The following is an 18,836-nucleotide window of genomic DNA, read 5'->3' on the forward strand; positions in this document are numbered from 1 at the left end:
CCTGCAGCAGAATAAGGAAGTGATTATGCAACGTCGTGATTTCTTAAAATATTCGGTCGCCCTGGGGCTGTCGTCAGCCTTACCGCTCTGGAGCCGCGCCGTTTTTGCCGCTGAACGCCCTAAGTTAGCGGTACCCGAACTTCTCAGCGCCGATGCGCGTAACCGTATTTCACTGAGAGTGGCGGCAGGACAGACAATGTTCGCCGGAAAAACGGCCACCACCTGGGGCTATAACGGTAATCTCCTTGGCCCCGCCCTGAGACTGCAACGCGGTAAAGCGGTGACGGTAGATATTCAGAACCAGCTTAACGAAGAGACGACGTTGCACTGGCATGGCCTGGAAGTGCCCGGCGAAGTGGACGGTGGGCCGCAGGGCATTATTCCGGCGGGAGGAAAACGCACTGTCACTTTTACGCCACAGCAGAGAGCGGCAACCTGCTGGTTCCACCCGCATCAGCACGGCAAAACCGGGCATCAGGTGGCGATGGGGCTGGCAGGGCTGGTGATTATCGAAGATGAAGAGATGCATAAATTGCTGCTGCCAAAGCAGTGGGGCATTGACGATATCCCGGTTGTGGTACAGGACAAACGCTTTAACAGCGCCGGACAGATCGATTACCAGCTTGATGTGATGACCGCCGCGGTGGGCTGGTTTGGTGACACCTTGTTGACTAACGGGGCGATTTATCCTCAGCATGCGGCACCGCGTGGCTGGCTGCGACTGCGTTTGCTTAATGGTTGTAACGCCCGCTCACTCAATTTCGCCACCAGCGATAAGCGTCCGCTGTACGTTGTCGCCAGCGATGGCGGGCTGCTGGCAGAGCCGGTGAAAGTGGACGAATTGCCGATGCTGATGGGCGAACGCTTCGAGGTGCTGGTGGATATCAGTGACGGTAAACCGTTCGATCTGCTGACATTGCCCGTCAGTCAGATGGGAATGGCGATTGCGCCGTTTGATAAGCCGCAGCCGGTTCTGCGAATTCAGCCGATTGCGGTGAACGCCTCCGGGACTCTGCCGGACACCCTGACGTCAATGCCCGCGTTGCCTTCGCTTGACGGGCTGACCACACGTCAGTTGCAACTGTCGATGGACCCAATGCTCGACATGATGGGTATGCAGATGCTGATGAAAAAGTATGGCGATCAGGCGATGGCGGGAATGAATCACGGGCAGATGCAGGGACATATGGGCCACATGAACCACGGTGATATGGGCAACATGAGCCACGGCGGTCAATTTGATTTCCACAATGCCAATAAAATTAACGGTGTCGCTTTCGATATGAATACGCCGATGTTTGCGGCGAATAAAGGACAGTATGAGCGCTGGGTGATATCAGGTGTCGGTGACATGATGCTGCATCCGTTCCATATTCATGGCACGCAGTTCCGGATCCTTTCTGAGAATGGCAAACCGCCAGCGGCGCATCGTGCGGGCTGGAAAGATACCGTGCGGGTGGAAGGCAGCGTCAGCGAAGTGTTAGTGAAATTTGAACACGATGCACCGAAGGAGCAGATGTACATGGCGCACTGCCATCTGCTGGAACATGAAGATACCGGGATGATGTTAGGATTTACGGTATAAAAAAGCCGGGGGCGCTTCGCTTGCCCGGCCTGGGTTTATGCATCTTTGCAGGCCGGATAAGGCGTAGCCGCCATCCGGCAACATGCCCGGATCTCACCGGGCATTATGATTACTTCGCGTCGTCCGGTAACGCATACGCGACAATATAGTCGCCCATCTTCGTGCCAAATGAGCCGTGGCCCCCGGCCGAAATCACAACATACTGTTTGCCGTTAACTTCATAGGTCATTGGCGTGGCTTGTCCGCCCGCAGGCAGACGGCCCTGCCACAGTTTCTCACCATTGGTCATGTTGTAGGCGCGCAGGTAGTTATCTGCCGTCGCGGCAATAAACAGTACATTACCCGCCGTGGAGATCGGACCGCCCAGCATCGGCATCCCCATATTAAATGGCACCGGTACAGGCATCGGGAACGGCATGCTATCCTGTGGTGTACCGATCCGTTTTTTCCAGACGACCTGGTTGGTTTTCAGATCCAGTGCGGAGATGTAACCCCAGGCCGGTTGTTTACATGGCAGACCAAACGGAGAAAGGAACGGGTTCAGCGTCACGCCAAACGGTACGCCGTATTGCGGCTGAATACCGGACTCGGTGCCGGAACCCCTGGCGTCTTTCGGCTGCTCCATCGGGTTACCAGGACCACGCGGGATCAGTTTCGATACAAACGGCAGCGCCATCGGGTTGGCAATCGCCACCTGACGGTTTGGGTCAACCGAAATACCGCCCCATTCGAACATACCGAGGTTGCCCGGGAACACCAGCGTGCCCTGCTCAGACGGCGGGGTAAAGATGCCTTCATAACGCAACTGATGGAACATTACACGGCACACCAGTTGGTCGAACATGGTGGCCCCCCACATATCCGCACCGGTCAGGTCTTTCTTCGGACGGAAGCTCAGGTCAGAGAAGGGCTGCGTTTTGCTGACATAATCGCCCTTTGCAGCACCTTGCGGTACTGGTTTTTCTGGTGCCGGGACAACCAGTTCACCGTTACGACGGTCGAGAACAAAGATGTTACCGGTTTTCGCCGGCGCATAGATGACCGGGACTTTTTCACCTTTAACGGTAATGTCCGCCAGCGTAGGCTGGGACGGCATATCCATATCCCACAGATCGTGGTGAACGGTCTGGTAGCTCCAGGCAAGCTTACCGGTGGTGGCGTTCAACGCCACAATCGAACTGGCATAACGTTCCTGCTCTGGCGTCCGGTTGCCCCCCCAGATATCCGGCGTGGTCACGCCCATCGGCAGATAAACCAGATCCAGTTTCGCGTCATAGGCTGCTGGCGCCCAGGAGTTGGGGGAGTTAAAGGTAAAGGTGTGCTCATCGGAAGGGATCGCATTCGGGTCTTTTGCGCCCGGATCGAAGGCCCACAGCAGTTTACCGTTGTTCACATCAAAACCACGAATCACACCGGAGGTTTCACGTGTTGAGAAGTTATCCGTGACCGAACCGGCAATCACAATGGTGGTATCGGTGATGATTGGCGGCGACGTCGGTTCATACAGCCCCGGCGTTGTGTCCGGCATGTTGGTCTGAAGATTCAGGATGCCTTTGTTGGCAAAGGTTTCGCACAGCTTACCGGTTTGCGCATTCAGCGCAAACAGACGACCGTCGTTGACCGGCAGAATGATTCGGCGCGGACAGTCGGCAATCACCTCCGGAGAGGCGTTATCGGCTTTCGCTTCATGATACGACACGCCGCGACAGGTGACATGCTGGAAGCTGGTGTTGGTATTAAGCTGCGGATCAAAATGCCACTTCTCTTTCCCGGTGGCCGCATCCAGGGCGAACAGACGCTGGTGCGCCGTGCAAAGATACAACGTATCGCCCACTTTAATGGGGGTCACTTCGTTGGTGATTTCACCCGGATCGTTTGGCTGCTTCAGGTCGCCGGTGCGGAACACCCACGCTTCTTTCAGATTGTGAACGTTATCGGCGTTGATCTGCTTTAGCGGCGAGAAGCGTTGGCCTTCCTGATTGCGGCCATACGCCGGCCAGTCATTATCGGAGATTGTTGAGATCGCTTCTGCCGGAGTGGCATCAGCGCTCAGCGTACCGTTGATTTCCTGTGGATCATTGAAGCCCGCCCAGGTCAGGATCCCGCCGCTGATGAGCAGTGCAACCACCAGGGCTGCCACTGCGCCACCTGAAGGGACAATCAGGCGATGCCAGACAAACGGTAAAATCAGCCAGATGCCGAAGAAGACCAGGATGTCGCTGCGCGGCGTCAGCGCCCAAAAGTCGAAACCGACTTCCCAGACGCCCCATATCATGGTGGCAAGTAGCAGCGCGGCATAAAGCCACAGCGCGGAGCGCTTACTGCGCCAGAGCAGGAAAGCGACACCCAGCATGACAAGACCGGCAATCGGGTAGTACCAGGAGCCGCCAACAGCGACCAGCCAGCCTCCACCGATCAAGAGATATAGCCCGCAAAGCGCGGCGAAGAGGGCCGTTAGCGTCACGAGGAGTCGTGGCGAACGAACGTTGTTATCTGCCATAAAAATACACCATCTCAATTTGTTAATTTTTTAGTAGCAATTAATTATAGGATTTAACAAGTGTGATCGTAATCACAAAATGAGCTTTATTAAGAGATGCCGCGAATAAATACTTTTACTGGTATACTGCGTGCCTTGCGCTTCGATGCTGTCCTGGTAAGAGCAGGCATGGAGTGATTTGTTTTTAAATCATATGGTTAGAGATATGAAACATACTGTAGAAGTCATGATCCCCGAAGCGGAGATCAAAGCGCGTATTGCCGAACTGGGTCGTCAGATTACTGAGCGTTATAAAGACAGCGGCAGTGACATGGTGCTGGTCGGTCTGCTGCGTGGTTCATTCATGTTTATGGCGGACCTGTGTCGTGAAGTGCAGGTATCTCATGAAGTCGATTTTATGACCGCCTCCAGCTACGGTAGCGGCATGTCCACCACCCGTGATGTGAAAATTCTCAAGGATCTCGACGAAGATATTCGCGGCAAAGACGTGCTGATTGTGGAAGACATTATTGACTCCGGTAATACGTTGTCGAAAGTCCGTGAAATTCTGAGCCTGCGTGAACCGAAATCTTTGGCGATTTGTACGCTGCTCGATAAACCATCCCGTCGCGAAGTGAATGTGCCGGTGGAATACGTTGGTTTCTCGATTCCGGATGAGTTTGTGGTGGGATACGGGATTGATTACGCCCAGCATTATCGCCATCTGCCGTATGTTGGCAAAGTGGTCCTGCTGGACGAGTGAGCGTAAAAAAACCGGGAAGCTCCCGGTTTTGCACAGTCATTTCCCCGGCGATGTACCGGGGATTTTTATTTGTGGTTGATGTGTTTCTGGCTGAGATTTGAAACACCCTGGCGATAGCGCTGTTCCAGGGTGGCGCGACTGGTCGCGGTCACTTCCAGATCGCGCAACAGGCCATCGTGGATCCCGTAGGCCCAGCCGTGGATAGTCACTTTCTGACCGCGTTTCCACGCGGACTGCATGATGGTGGAGTGACCCAGGTTATACACCTGTTCCATGACGTTCAGTTCACACAGCGTGTCCATACGACGCTCCTGCGGCATTTCGCCAAGCAATGAGCTATGTTTGAACCAGATATCACGGATATGCAGAAGCCAGTTGTCGATCAGTCCCAGCTCCGGGTTGTCTACCGCCGCCTGTACGCCACCACAGCCGTAGTGACCACAGATAATAATGTGTTCAACTTCGAGGACATCAACGGCATACTGAACAACGGAGAGGCAGTTGAGATCGGTGTGGATAACCAGGTTGGCCACGTTGCGGTGGACAAATAATTCGCCCGGTTCGAGACCGGTTAAACGTTCTGCGGGAACGCGACTGTCGGAACATCCAATCCATAGAAAGCGCGGTTTTTGCGCTTGCGCCAGTTTCTCAAAAAATCCGGGATCCTCTTCCACCAGCATTTTTGACCATAGTGCATTGTTACTGATGAGTGTATCTATGTCTTTCATGGAGGTTAACGACCTGTAACCAAATAAGTGCGTTGGGCTAATATAGGGCAACTCCGGGATTATTAAAACCACATATAAAGTGTCAGAACGTAAGGTAAGCAGAAATTTATGACCATTGCACTGGAACTTCAACAACTTAAAAAAACCTATCCGGGTGGCGTACAGGCGCTTCGGGGGATAGATTTGCAAGTCGAAGCGGGTGATTTTTATGCACTTCTGGGACCGAACGGGGCCGGAAAATCGACCACGATTGGCATTATCAGCTCGCTGGTGAACAAATCATCCGGGCGTGTCAGCGTTTTTGGCTACGATCTGGAAAAAGATGTCGTTAATGCCAAACGCCAGCTTGGACTGGTGCCACAGGAATTTAACTTTAACCCGTTTGAGACCGTGCAGCAGATTGTGGTCAATCAGGCGGGTTATTACGGCGTGGAACGTAAAGAGGCGATTGCGCGCAGCGAAAAGTATTTAAAACAGCTCGATCTGTGGGAAAAACGCAATGAACGTGCGCGGATGTTATCCGGGGGGATGAAACGTCGCCTGATGATTGCCCGTGCGCTGATGCATGAGCCGAAATTACTGATCCTCGATGAACCGACCGCAGGGGTGGATATTGAACTTCGCCGCTCAATGTGGGGTTTTTTGAAGGATTTAAACGACAAAGGCACCACGATTATTCTGACAACCCACTATCTGGAAGAGGCAGAAATGCTCTGTCGGAATATCGGGATTATTCAGCACGGCGAGCTGGTCGAAAACACCTCAATGAAAAATCTGCTTTCTAAGCTGAAATCTGAAACCTTTATCCTCGATTTAGCGGCGAAAAGCCCGCTGCCTAAGCTTAATGGCTACCAGTATCGGCTGGTCGATACGTCAACTCTGGAAGTGGAAGTCCTGCGTGAGCAGGGGATCAACAGCGTGTTCAGCCAGTTAAGCGAGCAGGGCATCCAGGTGCTGAGTATGCGTAACAAAGCGAACCGTCTTGAGGAGCTGTTTGTGTCACTGGTTCATGAAAAACAAGGAGATCGCGCATGATGCAGCTTTACTGGGTCGCGCTAAAAAGCATCTGGGCGAAAGAAATCAACCGCTTTATGCGGATCTGGGTGCAGACACTGGTGCCGCCCGTCATCACCATGACGCTCTATTTTATTATCTTCGGTAACCTGATTGGCTCCCGTATTGGCGAGATGCACGGCTTTAGCTATATGCAATTTATCGTGCCGGGTCTGATCATGATGGCGGTAATCACCAACGCGTACGCCAACGTCGCTTCATCGTTCTTTAGTGCGAAGTTCCAGCGCAACATTGAAGAGTTACTGGTCGCACCGGTGCCGACGCACGTGATTATTGCCGGATTTGTCGGAGGCGGCGTGGCGCGGGGATTGTGTGTCGGGGTGCTGGTGACGGCGATTTCGCTGTTCTTTGTGCCATTCCAGGTACATTCGTGGGTGTTTGTTGCGCTGACGTTATTGCTGACGGCTATTCTGTTCTCACTGGCCGGTCTGTTGAACGCGGTTTTTGCCAAAACGTTTGATGATATCAGCCTGATCCCGACCTTTGTGCTGACGCCGCTGACCTATCTTGGCGGTGTGTTTTACTCGCTGACGCTGCTGCCGCCGTTCTGGCAGGGGTTATCGCAACTCAACCCGATCGTGTACATGATTAGCGGCTTCCGTTACGGTTTCCTCGGTATTCATGATGTGCCGCTGGTGACCACCTTCGGCGTGCTGGTGGTGTTTATCGTGGCGTTCTATCTGCTGTGCTGGTCGCTGATCCAGCGTGGACGCGGGCTGCGTAGCTAATCCTGTCATTCCTCTCCCTTGCAAGGGGAGAGGACGATTGTTGACCAGTGTCATCATTCTTTTTTGTCACCTTGATAAACTACTTGCCTGCTAATGAGGTGAGCAATGCTGGGTTGGGTCATTACTTGTCACGACGATAAGGCTGAGGAGCTGCTGAGCCTGCTGGAAAAAAATCACGGCCCGCTGGCGCAATGCCGGGCGGTGAATTTTTGGCGCGGATTGAGCGCGAATATGCTGAGTCGCATGATGTGCGACGCGTTGCACGCCACCGATTCCGGTGACGGCGTTATCTTTCTGACCGATCTGCAAGGGGCAGCACCCTATCGTGTGGCATCATTGCTGAGTCATAAACACCCGCAGTGTGAAGTGATCTCTGGCATTAATGACGCATTACTTGAGCAGATGATTGCATCACGTGAATCTATGAGTAGCCCGGCGTTTCGCGATCGCATCGTTGCGCTTGGTGGGCCAGAAGTCACCAGCCTTTGGCATCAACAACAGAAAAACCCGCCTTTTGTTCTGCTGCACGATTTGTACGAGTATTAATCTTTCTTATTAATGTGGTGAATTGATACAATCCCTGCGTTGCTTCTTGCCCCGGTTATTGTCGATGATGAAATATCTCTTTTCGCTGCTACTGTTCCTCTCCTCAGTTGCCAGCGCAGCGTTGCCTGCCCGTTATATGCAAACCACGGAAGATGCGGCTATTTGGGCGCAAATTGGCGATAACATGGTCACCGTGGGGAATATTCGCGCCGGGCAGATCATTTCTGTCACGCCGGTGGCGGCCGATTACTATGAATTCAAATTTGGTTTCGGCACCGGGTTTATCGATAAAGGCCATCTGGAACCTGTCCAGGGGAAGCAACGTGTTGAAGACACGCTGGGCGATCTGAATAAACCGCTGAGCAATCAGAATCTGGTCACCTGGCAAGACACCCCGGTGTACAACGCGCCGAATGTCGGTAGTGCGCCATTTGGCGTACTGGCGGATAACCTGCGTTATCCCATTATCAACAAGCTCAAAGACAGGCTGAATCAAACCTGGTATCAGATTCAAATTGGCGACAGGCTGGCCTGGGTTAGCGCGCTGGATGCGCAGGAAGACCGTGGTTTGCCGGTGCTGACCTATCATCATATCCTGCGCGATGAAGAGAACACGCGCTTTCGCCATACTTCCACCACCACCTCCGTTCGCGCCTTCAACAACCAGATGACCTGGCTGCGGGATCGCGGTTACGCCACGCTGACGATGTATCAACTGGAAGGTTATGTGCGCAACAAAATGAATCTGCCCGCGCGCGCCGTGGTGATTACTTTTGATGACGGGCTGAAATCGGTGAGCCGCTATGCCTATCCCGTACTCAAACAGTATGGAATGAAAGCCACCGCGTTTATTATTTCGTCACGAATTAAAGGCCATCCGCAGAAATGGGACCCAAAATCGCTGCAGTTTATGAGCGTTTCAGAGCTTAACGGCATTCGTGATGTGTTTGATTTTCAGTCCCATACGCACTTTTTACATCGGGTGGATGGCTATCACAGGCCGATTCTGCTCAGTCGCAGTCATCACAATATTCTGTTTGATTTTAAGCGTTCCCGGCGTGCGCTGGCCCAGTTTAATCCGCACGTACTTTATCTCTCTTATCCGTTTGGCGGTTATAACGCGACGGCAGTCAACGCCGCAGAAGAAGCAGGATTTCACCTGGCGGTGACGACGGTGAAAGGAAAGGTGAAGCCGGGGGATAATCCGTTTTTACTGAAACGGTTGTATATTTTAAGAACGGATTCGCTGGAGACCATGTCGCGGCTGATCAGTAATCAGCCGCAGGGGTAGGGGGGCTTAGGCAACCTGAACCGGAATCGCTTTTGCGGTCCGTTTCATTTCATTGTCGCCTTCGAAGTAAGCGACCTTCGGCTGCCAGCGACGCGCTTCTTCATCAGACATGGTGACAAAGCTGGCGATAATCACAATGTCGCCTACGCTGGCACAGTGTGCCGCTGCGCCGTTGACGGAGATGATTCTGGAGCCGCGCTCGGCAGCAATCGCGTAAGTGGAGAAGCGTTTGCCGTTGCTTACGTTCCAGATATCAATGGCTTCATTTTCCAGAATTCCGGCTGCGTCCAGAAAATCCTGATCGATGGCGCAGGAACCTTCATAGTGCAGGTCCGCCTGAGTCACTTTCACGCGGTGGAGTTTGCCCTGCAACATAGTGCGAATCATAACGTCTACCTTAAACTCTGATCGTGTACGAAGCTGGCACATCTCGCCAGCTTTGAGAAATTTCTCAGGCAGTATTGCCCGATTTTTAACCCCTGTCTACTGGGTTAACGCCACCGTCTGATTATCGATCAAACGTGCCTGGCCCAGCCATGCGGCAACCAGAATAACGGCGCGCTGGCTGCTTTCGGTGAGCTCCAGCAGCGTATCGGCATCGCGAATCTGAATGTCATCAGGACGGAAACCTTTTTCCGTTAACTCCTGCTCCGCAAGGGCAATCATCTCTTCCAGCTCGCGCTCACCGGCCTGCAATTTTTCACCGATTCGACGCATCACTTTGTACAGGCCAGGGGCGATTTTGCGTTGTTCTGCGCTCAGATATCCGTTTCGTGAACTCAGGGCTAAACCGTCTTTGGCGCGAATAATCGGGACGCCGACGATTTCAATGTCGTAGCCCATATCAGCCACCATTTTGCGGATCAGCGCCAGTTGCTGGAAATCTTTCTCGCCAAAGCAGGCGATGTCCGGTTGAACCAGATTGAACAGTTTGCTGACGATGGTTGAAACACCACGGAAATGGCCCGGGCGGCTGGCGCCTTCCAGCATCGTTGAGAGGCCGGGAACATCTACGTAAGTCTGGCCTTCGGTGCCGTGGGGATAGATTTGGTCGGGCGCGGGGGCAAAGACGAGATCCACTTTACGCTTGTTCAGTTTTTCGCAATCTTCCTGCAACGTGCGCGGGTAACGGGCCAGATCGTCCGGGCGGTCAAACTGCATTGGGTTAACGAAGATACTTACCACCACGATGTCAGCGCGGGCTTTGGCTTCATCAACCAGCTTCATGTGACCGTCATGCAGGTTGCCCATGGTGGGCACCAGTGCAATACGCTTGCCTTCCTGGCGGGCTCTGCGGATATGCTGGCGCAGCAGCAGCAGGGTTTCAATAATCAGCACAACAAGACTCCTTAATGGAAACTGTGTTCTTCGCCCGGATAGATGCCGGACTCAACCTCAGCAATATACTGCCGTACCGCGGCGCGCATGTCGCCTGCTTCTGTAAGGAAATTTTTGGCAAATTTCGGAATATGACCGCCGGTAATACCAAAGGCGTCGTGCATCACTAAGATTTGCCCGTCAGTGACGTTGCCCGCGCCGATGCCGATAACCGGAATAGAGAGCGCATCGGTGACGCGTTTCGCCAGTTCAACCGGTACGCATTCCAGTACGATGAGCTGCGCGCCAGCGGCTTCCAGTGCCAGCGCATCGTCCAGCAAAACCTGTCCGGCATCGCCGCGCCCCTGAATCTTATAGCCACCAAAGATATTGACGGATTGCGGGGTTAACCCGAGATGACCGCAGACCGGCACTGCGCGTTCGGTGAGCATTTTGACGGTCTCCACGAGCCAGGCGCCGCCTTCAATCTTCACCATGTTGGCGCCTGCGCGCATAACGATAGCCGAATTTTCAAAGGCCTGTTCCGGCGTCGCGTAAGCCATAAACGGCAAATCGGCGAGCAGCAGGCAATTGGGTGCGCCGCGACGCACTGCTCGCGTGTGGTACGCAATATCTTCCACGCTAACCGGTAGAGTGGAGTCATGCCCTTGCACGGTCATCCCCAGAGAGTCACCCACCAGCATCACGTTGATACCTTCATCGGCAAACAATTTAGCGAAGCTATAGTCATAAGCTGTAATGGTGGCGAAGCGTTTTTTCTCTTGTTTGCACTTCTGCAACAACGAGATGGTGGTCGGTTTCATAACATTTCCTGATGGTGAACGTCATATTTACCGGCATTCTAACAGCCATATTCACTGGGGCAATGGTTTTAAGCCACGGTCTGACGTGAAAGCCGAAAACGTGAAATCAGAGGGGAAAATTACCAGCGGGCGGGTTGTTCTGCGCCAAGATCGGCCAGAATGTGTTGCAGCGAAACGCCGTCAGGGAAGTGAAGTTCGGGCGCAATTTCAAACAGCGGCCAGAGCATAAAGCCACGATTTTTCATGTCATAGTGCGGGACGGTCAACCGCTCGCTGCAAATAACACGGTCGCCAAACAGCATGATATCCAGATCTAATGTGCGCGGTCCCCAGCGTTCAGCTTTACGCACCCGGCCTTGCTGGCGTTCGATGTGCTGGGTGTGGTCGAGCAATGCTTCGGGCTCAAGCGTGGTTTCCAGCGCAACGGCGGCATTCAGGTAATCGGGCTGATCCTGTGGGCCGAGCGGCGGGGTTCGATAAAAAGATGACACCGCGACGATCCGGCTTTCCGGGATCTCGCCTATCGCTTTAATAGCAGCATTGACCTGCTCCAGAGGAGAGGCCTGATTGCTGCCGAGCGCGATATAAACCTGTGTCATGCGGTTCCTTCACGACGCGGCGCGCGTTTGCGTGGACGACGATGGCGACGACGCGGTGAGGGTTCTTCATCCAGTTCGCTTAACATACCTTTCTGCTCTGGCGGCGCGGAAACCTGGAATTCGCCCCACCATTTTGCCAGGCGTTGCAGTTCCGGGTTGTTTTCCACTTCCGCGCGCAGGGCGAGTAAGTCATAGGCGGCACGGAATTTCGGATGCTCCATCAGCTTCCAGGCGCGTTTACCCTGGCGACGGGACATACGCAACTGCAATTGCCAGATATCACGCGTCAGCGAGGTCAGGCGTTTTGGGATCGCCAGTGAACGGCAGGCTTCATCCAGCACGTCGTTCATTGCCAGTGCGAAAGCGTCGTAGTACGCCAGACCGCTCTCCTGCGCGATTTTCTGCGCCATTTCCAGCAGCGGATACCAGAACATCGCCGCAAACAGGAACGCCGGGTTAACGCGCATATCGTTATGAATGCGGTTATCGGTATTCTTCAGCACCTGCGCGATGATGCGTTCCATCGGGCTGTCGCCGTTTTCGGTGAAATAGCGGGTGATGGTCGGGAACAGCGGCTGGAACAGGCTGTACTCACGCAGTTTGAGGTAGGTTTCGTAGCCGTAACCAGCCTGCAACAGCTTCAGGGACTCTTCAAACAGGCGTGCAGGCGGAACGTCGTTGAGTAATGTCGCCAGACGTGGAATGGGCTCTGCCGTTTCCGGGCTGATCCGCATATCGAGTTTTGCTGCGAAACGTACGGCGCGCAGCATGCGGACCGGATCTTCACGGTAGCGGGTTTCAGGATTGCCAATCAGACGGATCACGCCGTCTTTCAGATCCTGCATGCCGCCAACATAATCGCGAACGGTGAAGTCGGCGACGCTGTAATAAAGGCTGTTGATAGTAAAGTCGCGGCGCTGGGCGTCTTCTTCAATAGAACCGAAAATGTTGTCGCGCAGTAACATACCGTTTTGTCCGCGCTGGGACGTGGTACGATCGCTTTCGCTGCCTTCGTGGTGACCGCGAAAGGTGGCGACTTCAATAATTTCCGGACCAAACATGACGTGCGCCAGACGGAAACGGCGGCCCACAAGACGGCAGTTACGGAACAGTTTACGAACCTGATCCGGCGTCGCATTGGTCGTGACGTCAAAGTCTTTAGGTTTCTTGCCGAGAAGAAGGTCGCGGACGCCACCGCCAACCAGCCAGGCTTCATAGCCCGCTTTATTGAGCCTGTACATTACCTTCAGGGCGTTTTCACTGATATCTTTGCGAGAAATAGCGTGCTGCTCGCGCGGGATGACCGTCATATGTGGACGGGCGACGGCAATTTCGGCCTCGCTCTCCTCGCGGCTTAGCACCTTGCGGCAAAAATTAGCGACTCGGGTAAAAATAGTGCACCTCGGTAGTGTCAAACAATATTCAGAATTCAGTTCAAATCATGTGCTGCGTAAAAATAGCGGCTAATCATAGCTCAGCACGACGTATTTGAGAATGCCGGATTTACAATCGCCGAGTCGGGCACCGTCGAAAGCGTCCAGTTGGCAACGGCTGATGCCAGAATCTCTTCAACACGCATCTCCTGCCACGGGAAATCGGTCTGTTGGCCGAGAAAACGTAGCGCGTCCGTCAGGACAGGGCGCGGATCGCCTTTCGGCAAGGCTGGCGCATGATTCTGTTTGGAAAGTTTAGCGCCCTGCGCATTGAGTGCCAGCGGCAAATGAATATAGTCCGGCGGCGTCCAGCCAAACTGCCGATACAGCGAAATTTGTCGTACCGTTGGTTCAATCAAATCGGCGCCGCGTACGATTTCGCTCACGCCCTGGAAATGGTCATCCACCACCACCGCCAGGTTATAGGCGAACAGGCCGTCGCGTCGATGAATAATAAAATCTTCTCTGGCCAGTCGCTCATCAGCCTGAATATCGCCGCGCAGCCTATCGTTAAATACGGTTACGGGATGCTGTTGTTTAATGCGAACGGCGGCGTGCGCGGGGCCGTTATGCAACACGCGGCAGTGTCTATCATAAATCCCGCCAATGCTCTGAATCCGCGCGCGGGTGCAGGTGCAGTAGTAACTCAGTCCGCGATCGTAAAGCCAGGCGAGCGCGTCGCGATAGGCATCATGGCGCTGAGATTGCCATAAAATGTCGCCATCCCAGTGCAGGCCGTAATGTTCCAGTTGACGCAGAATGGTGTCAGCGGCACCGGGAACTTCACGAGGGGGATCGATATCTTCAATACGTACTCGCCAGATACCCTGGCAGGCGCGAGCCTGTAAGTAACTGCCCAGCGCGGCAATCAGCGAACCAAAATGCAGTTCACCGGAAGGGGAAGGGGCGAATCGGCCAATATAGCGTGTGTCAGTCATCGTTGCGGAAAAAATAAAAATGAAAAGGCGGGGAAGCCCCCGCCTGGTGTAAACGTGATCAAACAGAGGGGCTTAGCCCGCCATTTGTTTTTCGCGAATTTCAGCCAACGTTTTACAGTCGATGCACAGATCGGCTGTTGGACGCGCTTCCAGGCGACGAATACCAATTTCCACACCGCAGGATTCGCAGTAGCCGAAATCTTCGTCTTCAACCTTCTTCAGCGTTTTCTCGATCTTTTTGATCAGTTTGCGCTCACGGTCACGGTTACGCAGTTCAAGGCTGAACTCTTCTTCCTGTGCGGCACGGTCTACCGGATCCGGGAAGTTTGCAGCTTCGTCCTGCATATGAGTAACGGTGCGATCGACTTCATCCCTAAGTTGATTACGCCATGCTTCAAGAATACGCCTGAAGTGCGACAGCTGGGCTTCGTTCATGTACTCTTCGCCCGGTTTCTCCTGGTACGGCTCCACCCCAGCGATGGCGAGAATACTCAGGGACGATGTTTTACGGTTTTGCCCTTCTTGCATGTTGCTTCTCCTTAACACGCACTATCGATCCCCATGTTCGGGGGAAAAATCAGGTCGCTATAAATAGCAGATGCTTTTCCGGATAGCAATTAACTAAACGTAACACTTGACAACCCTGTGAGGAAAAGCGTATTTGCGCACGCGACCAGAATACTAAATAACCACTTGTTTACAACACGATAAAGTCATAGGTAATGGCTCTGTCAGAGTCATACCTTCGGCAGAAAGTTCCGCTTTATAAATCAGAATTTCTACCCCCTTACGCTGTGCTTCGATCAATAGTTGCGCATATTTCGCGTCAATATGGCGCGCGGGTGAAAACCGTGTAATGGCAGAGTGCAAAACGGCAAAGAAAATGACCGCGCGTTTGCCTTCAGCCGCTACGCTCATCAATTCCCGAAGATGTTTCTGACCTCGTTCAGTGATGGCATCGGGAAAATAACCAAAATCCTTTTCCGCCAGCGTTACCGATTTCACTTCAATATAGCAGTCAGGCCGTGAATCTGCCTGTAACATAAAATCAATGCGACTCCGTTCGGCGCCGTATTTTACTTCGCTTTTAAGGGTGGAATAGCCTGAAAGTTCTGAAATCCGGCCCTGTTCAAGGGCCTCTTTTGTCAGTCTGTTCGCCCATAATGTATTCACACAAATTAACGCGCCATTCTGGGTTTGCGTTAATTCCCATGTGTGCGGATATTTCCTTTTCATATTGTCTGATGTCGAATACCAGACCGTATCGCCAGGCGTTGCACAACCGGTCATCGCTCCGGTGTTCGGGCAATGCAGGGTAAGTTCGGTTCCATCCGGTGTGATCACATCGGCTAAAAAGCGTTTATAGCGCTGAACCAGCGTGGCGCGCTGAAGTGGCGGGGTAAACTGCATCACTTTTTTCCTTTATTTATTCAGTCAGCGTCCAGCGCTGAAGTTCCGTGTATCGCGTGCGGCCGCGGGTAAACGTCGAGGCATAAAGCGCGAATTCCGTGACCGGAAATGACCAGCAAAAACCGGGCGGCGGGATAGCCACGGCGTGGCTGGCATCGCGCAGGAGCGTAATGTGGGGATGAAACGGTTGTGGACTCTGATAACAGCCGCTGCGCGCCGCCTGGGCCCGCAGCATGTTAGCCAGTTGCAGAAGTCCGCGCGGGGACTGTCGCATCCCAAGCCAGACCACGCGAGAGCGTAGCCATTGTCCCGCATCATCCAGCGTGAGCGTAAATCCGGGCTGACGAATGCGTCCGGCGAGCGTAGAGAGCGCCTTTTGTTTGTCGGCGCTCACTTCACCTAAAAATGCCAGCGTTAAATGCAGGTTGTCCGCCGCGACGGGGCGTCCCGCTTGTGGAGGAAAATGCGCTGCCCGCCATAAGATGATTTGCTCGCGCACCGTGGCGGGCAAATCAATGGCAAAGAACAACCGGTTTGGCTCAGACATCACAGGTACTCGGTTATGAATTAACGCGATGCTACAATGCAGCGCGAAGAATGTTAACCCTCCGGAGCCATTTGTGACGTCATTACCTGTAGCCGCCGTACTGCCTGAATTGCTTACTGCCCTGGATTCTGCGCCGCAGGTTCTGTTGAGCGCGCCAACCGGTGCCGGTAAATCAACCTGGCTGCCGCTGCAATTTCTGACGCATAAAAGTATTAAAGGACGGATTATCCTGCTGGAACCCCGCCGCCTGGCGGCGCGAAACGTGGCGCAGCGGCTCGCGGAGCTTCTCAATGAAAAGCCCGGCGAGACGGTGGGCTACCGGATGCGCGCGCAGTCCTGCGTCGGGCCGGCAACAAGGCTCGAAGTGGTTACCGAAGGGGTGTTGACCCGTATGATCCAGCGCGATGCTGAACTCAGTGGCGTAGGGCTTGTGATCCTCGATGAATTTCATGAACGCAGTTTGCAGGCCGATCTTGCGCTGGCGCTGCTGCTGGATGTGCAGCAAGGTTTACGTGATGACCTGAAGCTGCTGATCATGTCCGCCACGCTGGACAACGAACGCCTGCAACAATGCCTGCCGGATGCGCCAGTGGTGATTTCCGAAGGGCGGGCATTTCCTGTCGAGCGCCGCTATCAGCCGCTGGCGCCGCAATTGCGTTTCGAGGAGGCGGTGGCGGTCGCGACGGCGGAACTGTTACGAAAAGAATCCGGCTCGCTGCTGCTGTTTTTACCGGGCGTTGGGGAAATTTTGCGTGTACAGGAGCAGTTAAGTACGCGAGTCGGCAGCGATGTGTTGTTATGTCCGCTGTATGGAGCCCTGTCGCTGAACGAGCAGCGCAGCGCGATTCTTCCGGCTCCGCAAGGGATGCGTAAAGTTGTGCTGGCAACCAATATTGCCGAGACCAGCCTGACCATCGAAGGTATTCGACTGGTGGTTGATTGCGCCCAGGAACGCGTCGCCCGGTTTGATGCACGTACCGGGTTAACCCGGCTTATCACTCAGCGCATCAGCCAGGCCTCAATGACCCAGCGCGCCGGTCGCGCCGGACGTCTGGAAGCCGGTATCTGTCTGCATTTGATTGCGAAAGAGCAGGCGGAACGTGCGCCCGCGCAGGGCGATCCTGAGATGTTGCAAAGCGATCTCTCCGGTTTGCTGATGGAGTTGATGCAATGGGGATGTCTCGATCCCACGCAGTTAACCTGGCTGGATCTTCCTCCTGCCGTTAACATAGACGCGGCAAAACGGCTATTGCGGATGCTCGGGGCGCTGGACGGTGAACGGCTCAGTGCCACAGGACAAAAAATGGCGGCGCTGGGTAACGATCCGCGCCTGGCCGCGATGTTAGTTAGCGCATCGACGCCTGATGATGCGGCCACGGCGGCAATGCTGGCGGCGATGCTGGAAGAGCCGCCGAGAATGGGCAATACCGCTCTCAGTGTGGCGTTTTCACGCCATCATCCGGGCTGGCAGCAACGGCGGCAGCAGCTTCTCAAACGGCTGAACAGACATCACGGCGAGGTGGATGCATCACGTATTACCCCGCTGCTTGCCCGGGGATTTGCCGACCGCATCGCGCGGCGACGCAACCAGGACGGTCGTTATCAGTTGGCGAATGGCATGGGTGCGGCGCTGGACGCGGACGATGCGCTGGGGCGGCATGAATGGTTGATTGCGCCTTTGTTGTTACAGGGGAGCGCGTCACCGGATGCGCGAATTCTGCTGGCACAGCCTGTAGACATCGACACGCTTGTCCAGCACTGCCCTGAACTGCTCCGGCAGTCTGATACCATTGAGTGGGATGAGGCGCAGGGGACGCTGAAAGCGTGGCGCAGAAAGCGGATTGGTGAACTGACCGTCAGCGTGCAGCCGCTGGCAAAACCGTCCGAAGATGAGTTACATCAGGCGATGCTCAACGGTATTCGCGATAAAGGGCTGAGCGTGCTCAACTGGACGCCAGCGGCACAACAGCTCCGGATCCGCCTGCACTGTGCAGCGAAATGGCTGCCGGAGTATGACTGGCCTGCGGTGGACGAACGGTCATTGCTGGCGACGCTGGAAAACTGGTTGTTGCCGCACATGGCTGGCGTACACTCATTGCGCGGCCTGAAATCGCTGGACATTCACCAGGCATTGAGTGGATTACTGAATTATTCACAACAGCAACGGCTGGTGAGTTCGCTACCCACACATTACACTGTGCCGACGGGAAGCCGGATAGCCATTCGTTATCATGACGATAACCCGCCCGCACTGGCGGTCAGAATGCAGGAAATGTTTGGTGAGGCCACCACGCCGACCATTGCCGAAGGCCGTGTGCCGCTGGTACTGGAGCTGTTATCCCCCGCGCAGCGACCGTTGCAGATCACCCGGGATTTGAGCGCTTTCTGGCAAGGCTCTTACCGTGAAGTGCAAAAAGAGATGAAAGGGCGTTATCCCAAACATGTCTGGCCGGACGATCCGGCGAACAGTGCGCCGACGCGGCGGACTAAAAAGTACTCGTAAGCCAGATAATTGAGAGATTTCTTCTTCTGTCTTCTGACGGAAGAAAAGAGAATCAGGCCCTTGCGCCTGAA

General features: G+C 54.3%; 18 protein-coding genes. 7 read left to right on the top strand and 11 right to left on the bottom strand.

Translation table 11 applies throughout. From position 1 onward, the window contains the following. Positions 1–25 precede the first annotated feature (25 nt). Complete coding sequence (gene cueO / locus WB371_RS02505; protein WP_336218543.1) at positions 26–1,585, top strand: multicopper oxidase CueO; 1,560 nt, start codon at positions 26–28, stop codon at positions 1,583–1,585. 109 nt (positions 1,586–1,694) lie between these two features. Here cueO and WB371_RS02510 read toward each other — a convergent pair whose 3' ends face one another. Then, complete coding sequence (locus WB371_RS02510; RefSeq protein ID WP_336218544.1) at positions 1,695–4,085, bottom strand: pyrroloquinoline quinone-dependent dehydrogenase; 2,391 nt, start codon at positions 4,083–4,085, stop codon at positions 1,695–1,697. 205 nt (positions 4,086–4,290) lie between these two features. Here WB371_RS02510 and hpt point away from each other — a divergent pair, with 205 nt between their 5' ends. Next, positions 4,291–4,827: a hypoxanthine phosphoribosyltransferase gene (gene hpt / locus WB371_RS02515; RefSeq protein ID WP_336218545.1), complete on the top strand. Its 537-nt coding sequence runs from the start codon at positions 4,291–4,293 to the stop codon at positions 4,825–4,827. A gap of 65 nt (positions 4,828–4,892) precedes the next feature. Here hpt and can read toward each other — a convergent pair whose 3' ends face one another. After that, positions 4,893–5,555 carry a carbonate dehydratase gene (gene can / locus WB371_RS02520; protein WP_336218546.1) on the bottom strand — a complete coding sequence of 221 codons (663 nt, stop codon included), beginning with the start codon at positions 5,553–5,555 and terminating at the stop codon, positions 4,893–4,895. Positions 5,556–5,663: 108 nt separating this feature from the next. Between can and WB371_RS02525 the strand changes: the two genes are divergently transcribed. From WB371_RS02525 to WB371_RS02540, 4 genes are all read left to right on the top strand, one after another. After that, positions 5,664–6,590, top strand: coding sequence for an ABC transporter ATP-binding protein (locus tag WB371_RS02525; RefSeq protein WP_336218547.1), 927 nt, complete (start codon positions 5,664–5,666; stop codon positions 6,588–6,590). Further along, positions 6,587–7,357 carry an ABC transporter permease gene (locus tag WB371_RS02530; RefSeq protein WP_336218548.1) on the top strand — a complete coding sequence of 257 codons (771 nt, stop codon included), beginning with the start codon at positions 6,587–6,589 and terminating at the stop codon, positions 7,355–7,357. The genes WB371_RS02525 and WB371_RS02530 overlap by 4 nt, the downstream gene beginning before the upstream one ends. A gap of 105 nt (positions 7,358–7,462) precedes the next feature. Continuing rightward, complete coding sequence (locus WB371_RS02535; RefSeq protein ID WP_336218549.1) at positions 7,463–7,903, top strand: PTS sugar transporter subunit IIA; 441 nt, start codon at positions 7,463–7,465, stop codon at positions 7,901–7,903. A 64-nt stretch (positions 7,904–7,967) separates the two neighbouring features. Continuing rightward, complete coding sequence (locus WB371_RS02540; protein WP_336218550.1) at positions 7,968–9,194, top strand: polysaccharide deacetylase family protein; 1,227 nt, start codon at positions 7,968–7,970, stop codon at positions 9,192–9,194. Positions 9,195–9,200: 6 nt separating this feature from the next. Here the strand turns inward: WB371_RS02540 and panD are convergent, their stop codons facing one another. The 9 genes from panD to thpR form a co-directional block, all read right to left on the bottom strand. Continuing rightward, complete coding sequence (gene panD / locus WB371_RS02545) at positions 9,201–9,581, bottom strand: aspartate 1-decarboxylase (protein ID WP_042323756.1); 381 nt, start codon at positions 9,579–9,581, stop codon at positions 9,201–9,203. 96 nt (positions 9,582–9,677) lie between these two features. Continuing rightward, on the bottom strand, positions 9,678–10,532 hold the full coding sequence (panC, locus tag WB371_RS02550) for a pantoate--beta-alanine ligase (protein ID WP_336218551.1): 855 nt from the start codon (positions 10,530–10,532) through the stop codon (positions 9,678–9,680). Between the two features lie 11 nt (positions 10,533–10,543). After that, a complete protein-coding gene (gene panB, locus WB371_RS02555; protein ID WP_336218552.1) occupies positions 10,544–11,335 on the bottom strand; it encodes a 3-methyl-2-oxobutanoate hydroxymethyltransferase in 792 nt (263 codons plus the stop codon). A 119-nt stretch (positions 11,336–11,454) separates the two neighbouring features. Further along, entirely contained in the window at positions 11,455–11,934 is a 480-nt protein-coding gene (gene folK / locus WB371_RS02560; RefSeq protein WP_336218553.1) for a 2-amino-4-hydroxy-6-hydroxymethyldihydropteridine diphosphokinase, read from the bottom strand. After that, entirely contained in the window at positions 11,931–13,328 is a 1,398-nt protein-coding gene (gene pcnB / locus WB371_RS02565; protein WP_336218620.1) for a polynucleotide adenylyltransferase PcnB, read from the bottom strand. Before pcnB ends, folK begins: the two co-directional genes overlap by 4 nt. Positions 13,329–13,408: 80 nt before the next feature. Next, positions 13,409–14,305 carry a tRNA glutamyl-Q(34) synthetase GluQRS gene (gene gluQRS / locus WB371_RS02570; RefSeq protein WP_336218554.1) on the bottom strand — a complete coding sequence of 299 codons (897 nt, stop codon included), beginning with the start codon at positions 14,303–14,305 and terminating at the stop codon, positions 13,409–13,411. 72 nt (positions 14,306–14,377) lie between these two features. Further along, complete coding sequence (gene dksA / locus WB371_RS02575) at positions 14,378–14,833, bottom strand: RNA polymerase-binding protein DksA (RefSeq protein WP_003829221.1); 456 nt, start codon at positions 14,831–14,833, stop codon at positions 14,378–14,380. Positions 14,834–14,986: 153 nt separating this feature from the next. Next, a complete protein-coding gene (gene sfsA, locus WB371_RS02580; RefSeq protein WP_336218555.1) occupies positions 14,987–15,715 on the bottom strand; it encodes a DNA/RNA nuclease SfsA in 729 nt (242 codons plus the stop codon). A gap of 16 nt (positions 15,716–15,731) precedes the next feature. Beyond that, positions 15,732–16,262: an RNA 2',3'-cyclic phosphodiesterase gene (gene thpR / locus WB371_RS02585; protein WP_336218556.1), complete on the bottom strand. Its 531-nt coding sequence runs from the start codon at positions 16,260–16,262 to the stop codon at positions 15,732–15,734. Positions 16,263–16,335: 73 nt separating this feature from the next. Here thpR and hrpB point away from each other — a divergent pair, with 73 nt between their 5' ends. Further along, complete coding sequence (hrpB, locus tag WB371_RS02590) at positions 16,336–18,765, top strand: ATP-dependent helicase HrpB (RefSeq protein ID WP_336218557.1); 2,430 nt, start codon at positions 16,336–16,338, stop codon at positions 18,763–18,765. Positions 18,766–18,836: the final 71 nt, after the last annotated feature.

Source organism: Citrobacter amalonaticus, from assembly GCF_037053465.1.
Lineage (GTDB): Bacteria > Pseudomonadota > Gammaproteobacteria > Enterobacterales > Enterobacteriaceae > Citrobacter_A > Citrobacter_A amalonaticus_H.

Bases quoted from the DNA above. Each gene is read 5' to 3' on its own strand.
- cueO (WP_336218543.1), top strand. From the start codon at position 26: ATGCAACGTCGTGATTTCTTAAAATATTCGGTCGCCCTGGGGCTGTCG.
- WB371_RS02510 (WP_336218544.1), bottom strand. From the start codon at position 4,085: ATGGCAGATAACAACGTTCGTTCGCCACGACTCCTCGTGACGCTAACG.
- hpt (WP_336218545.1), top strand. From the start codon at position 4,291: ATGAAACATACTGTAGAAGTCATGATCCCCGAAGCGGAGATCAAAGCG.
- can (WP_336218546.1), bottom strand. From the start codon at position 5,555: ATGAAAGACATAGATACACTCATCAGTAACAATGCACTATGGTCAAAA.
- WB371_RS02525 (WP_336218547.1), top strand. From the start codon at position 5,664: ATGACCATTGCACTGGAACTTCAACAACTTAAAAAAACCTATCCGGGT.
- WB371_RS02530 (WP_336218548.1), top strand. From the start codon at position 6,587: ATGATGCAGCTTTACTGGGTCGCGCTAAAAAGCATCTGGGCGAAAGAA.
- WB371_RS02535 (WP_336218549.1), top strand. From the start codon at position 7,463: ATGCTGGGTTGGGTCATTACTTGTCACGACGATAAGGCTGAGGAGCTG.
- WB371_RS02540 (WP_336218550.1), top strand. From the start codon at position 7,968: ATGATGAAATATCTCTTTTCGCTGCTACTGTTCCTCTCCTCAGTTGCC.
- panD (WP_042323756.1), bottom strand. From the start codon at position 9,581: ATGATTCGCACTATGTTGCAGGGCAAACTCCACCGCGTGAAAGTGACT.
- panB (WP_336218552.1), bottom strand. From the start codon at position 11,335: ATGAAACCGACCACCATCTCGTTGTTGCAGAAGTGCAAACAAGAGAAA.
- folK (WP_336218553.1), bottom strand. From the start codon at position 11,934: ATGACACAGGTTTATATCGCGCTCGGCAGCAATCAGGCCTCTCCTCTG.
- gluQRS (WP_336218554.1), bottom strand. From the start codon at position 14,305: ATGACTGACACACGCTATATTGGCCGATTCGCCCCTTCCCCTTCCGGT.
- dksA (WP_003829221.1), bottom strand. From the start codon at position 14,833: ATGCAAGAAGGGCAAAACCGTAAAACATCGTCCCTGAGTATTCTCGCC.
- sfsA (WP_336218555.1), bottom strand. From the start codon at position 15,715: ATGCAGTTTACCCCGCCACTTCAGCGCGCCACGCTGGTTCAGCGCTAT.
- thpR (WP_336218556.1), bottom strand. From the start codon at position 16,262: ATGTCTGAGCCAAACCGGTTGTTCTTTGCCATTGATTTGCCCGCCACG.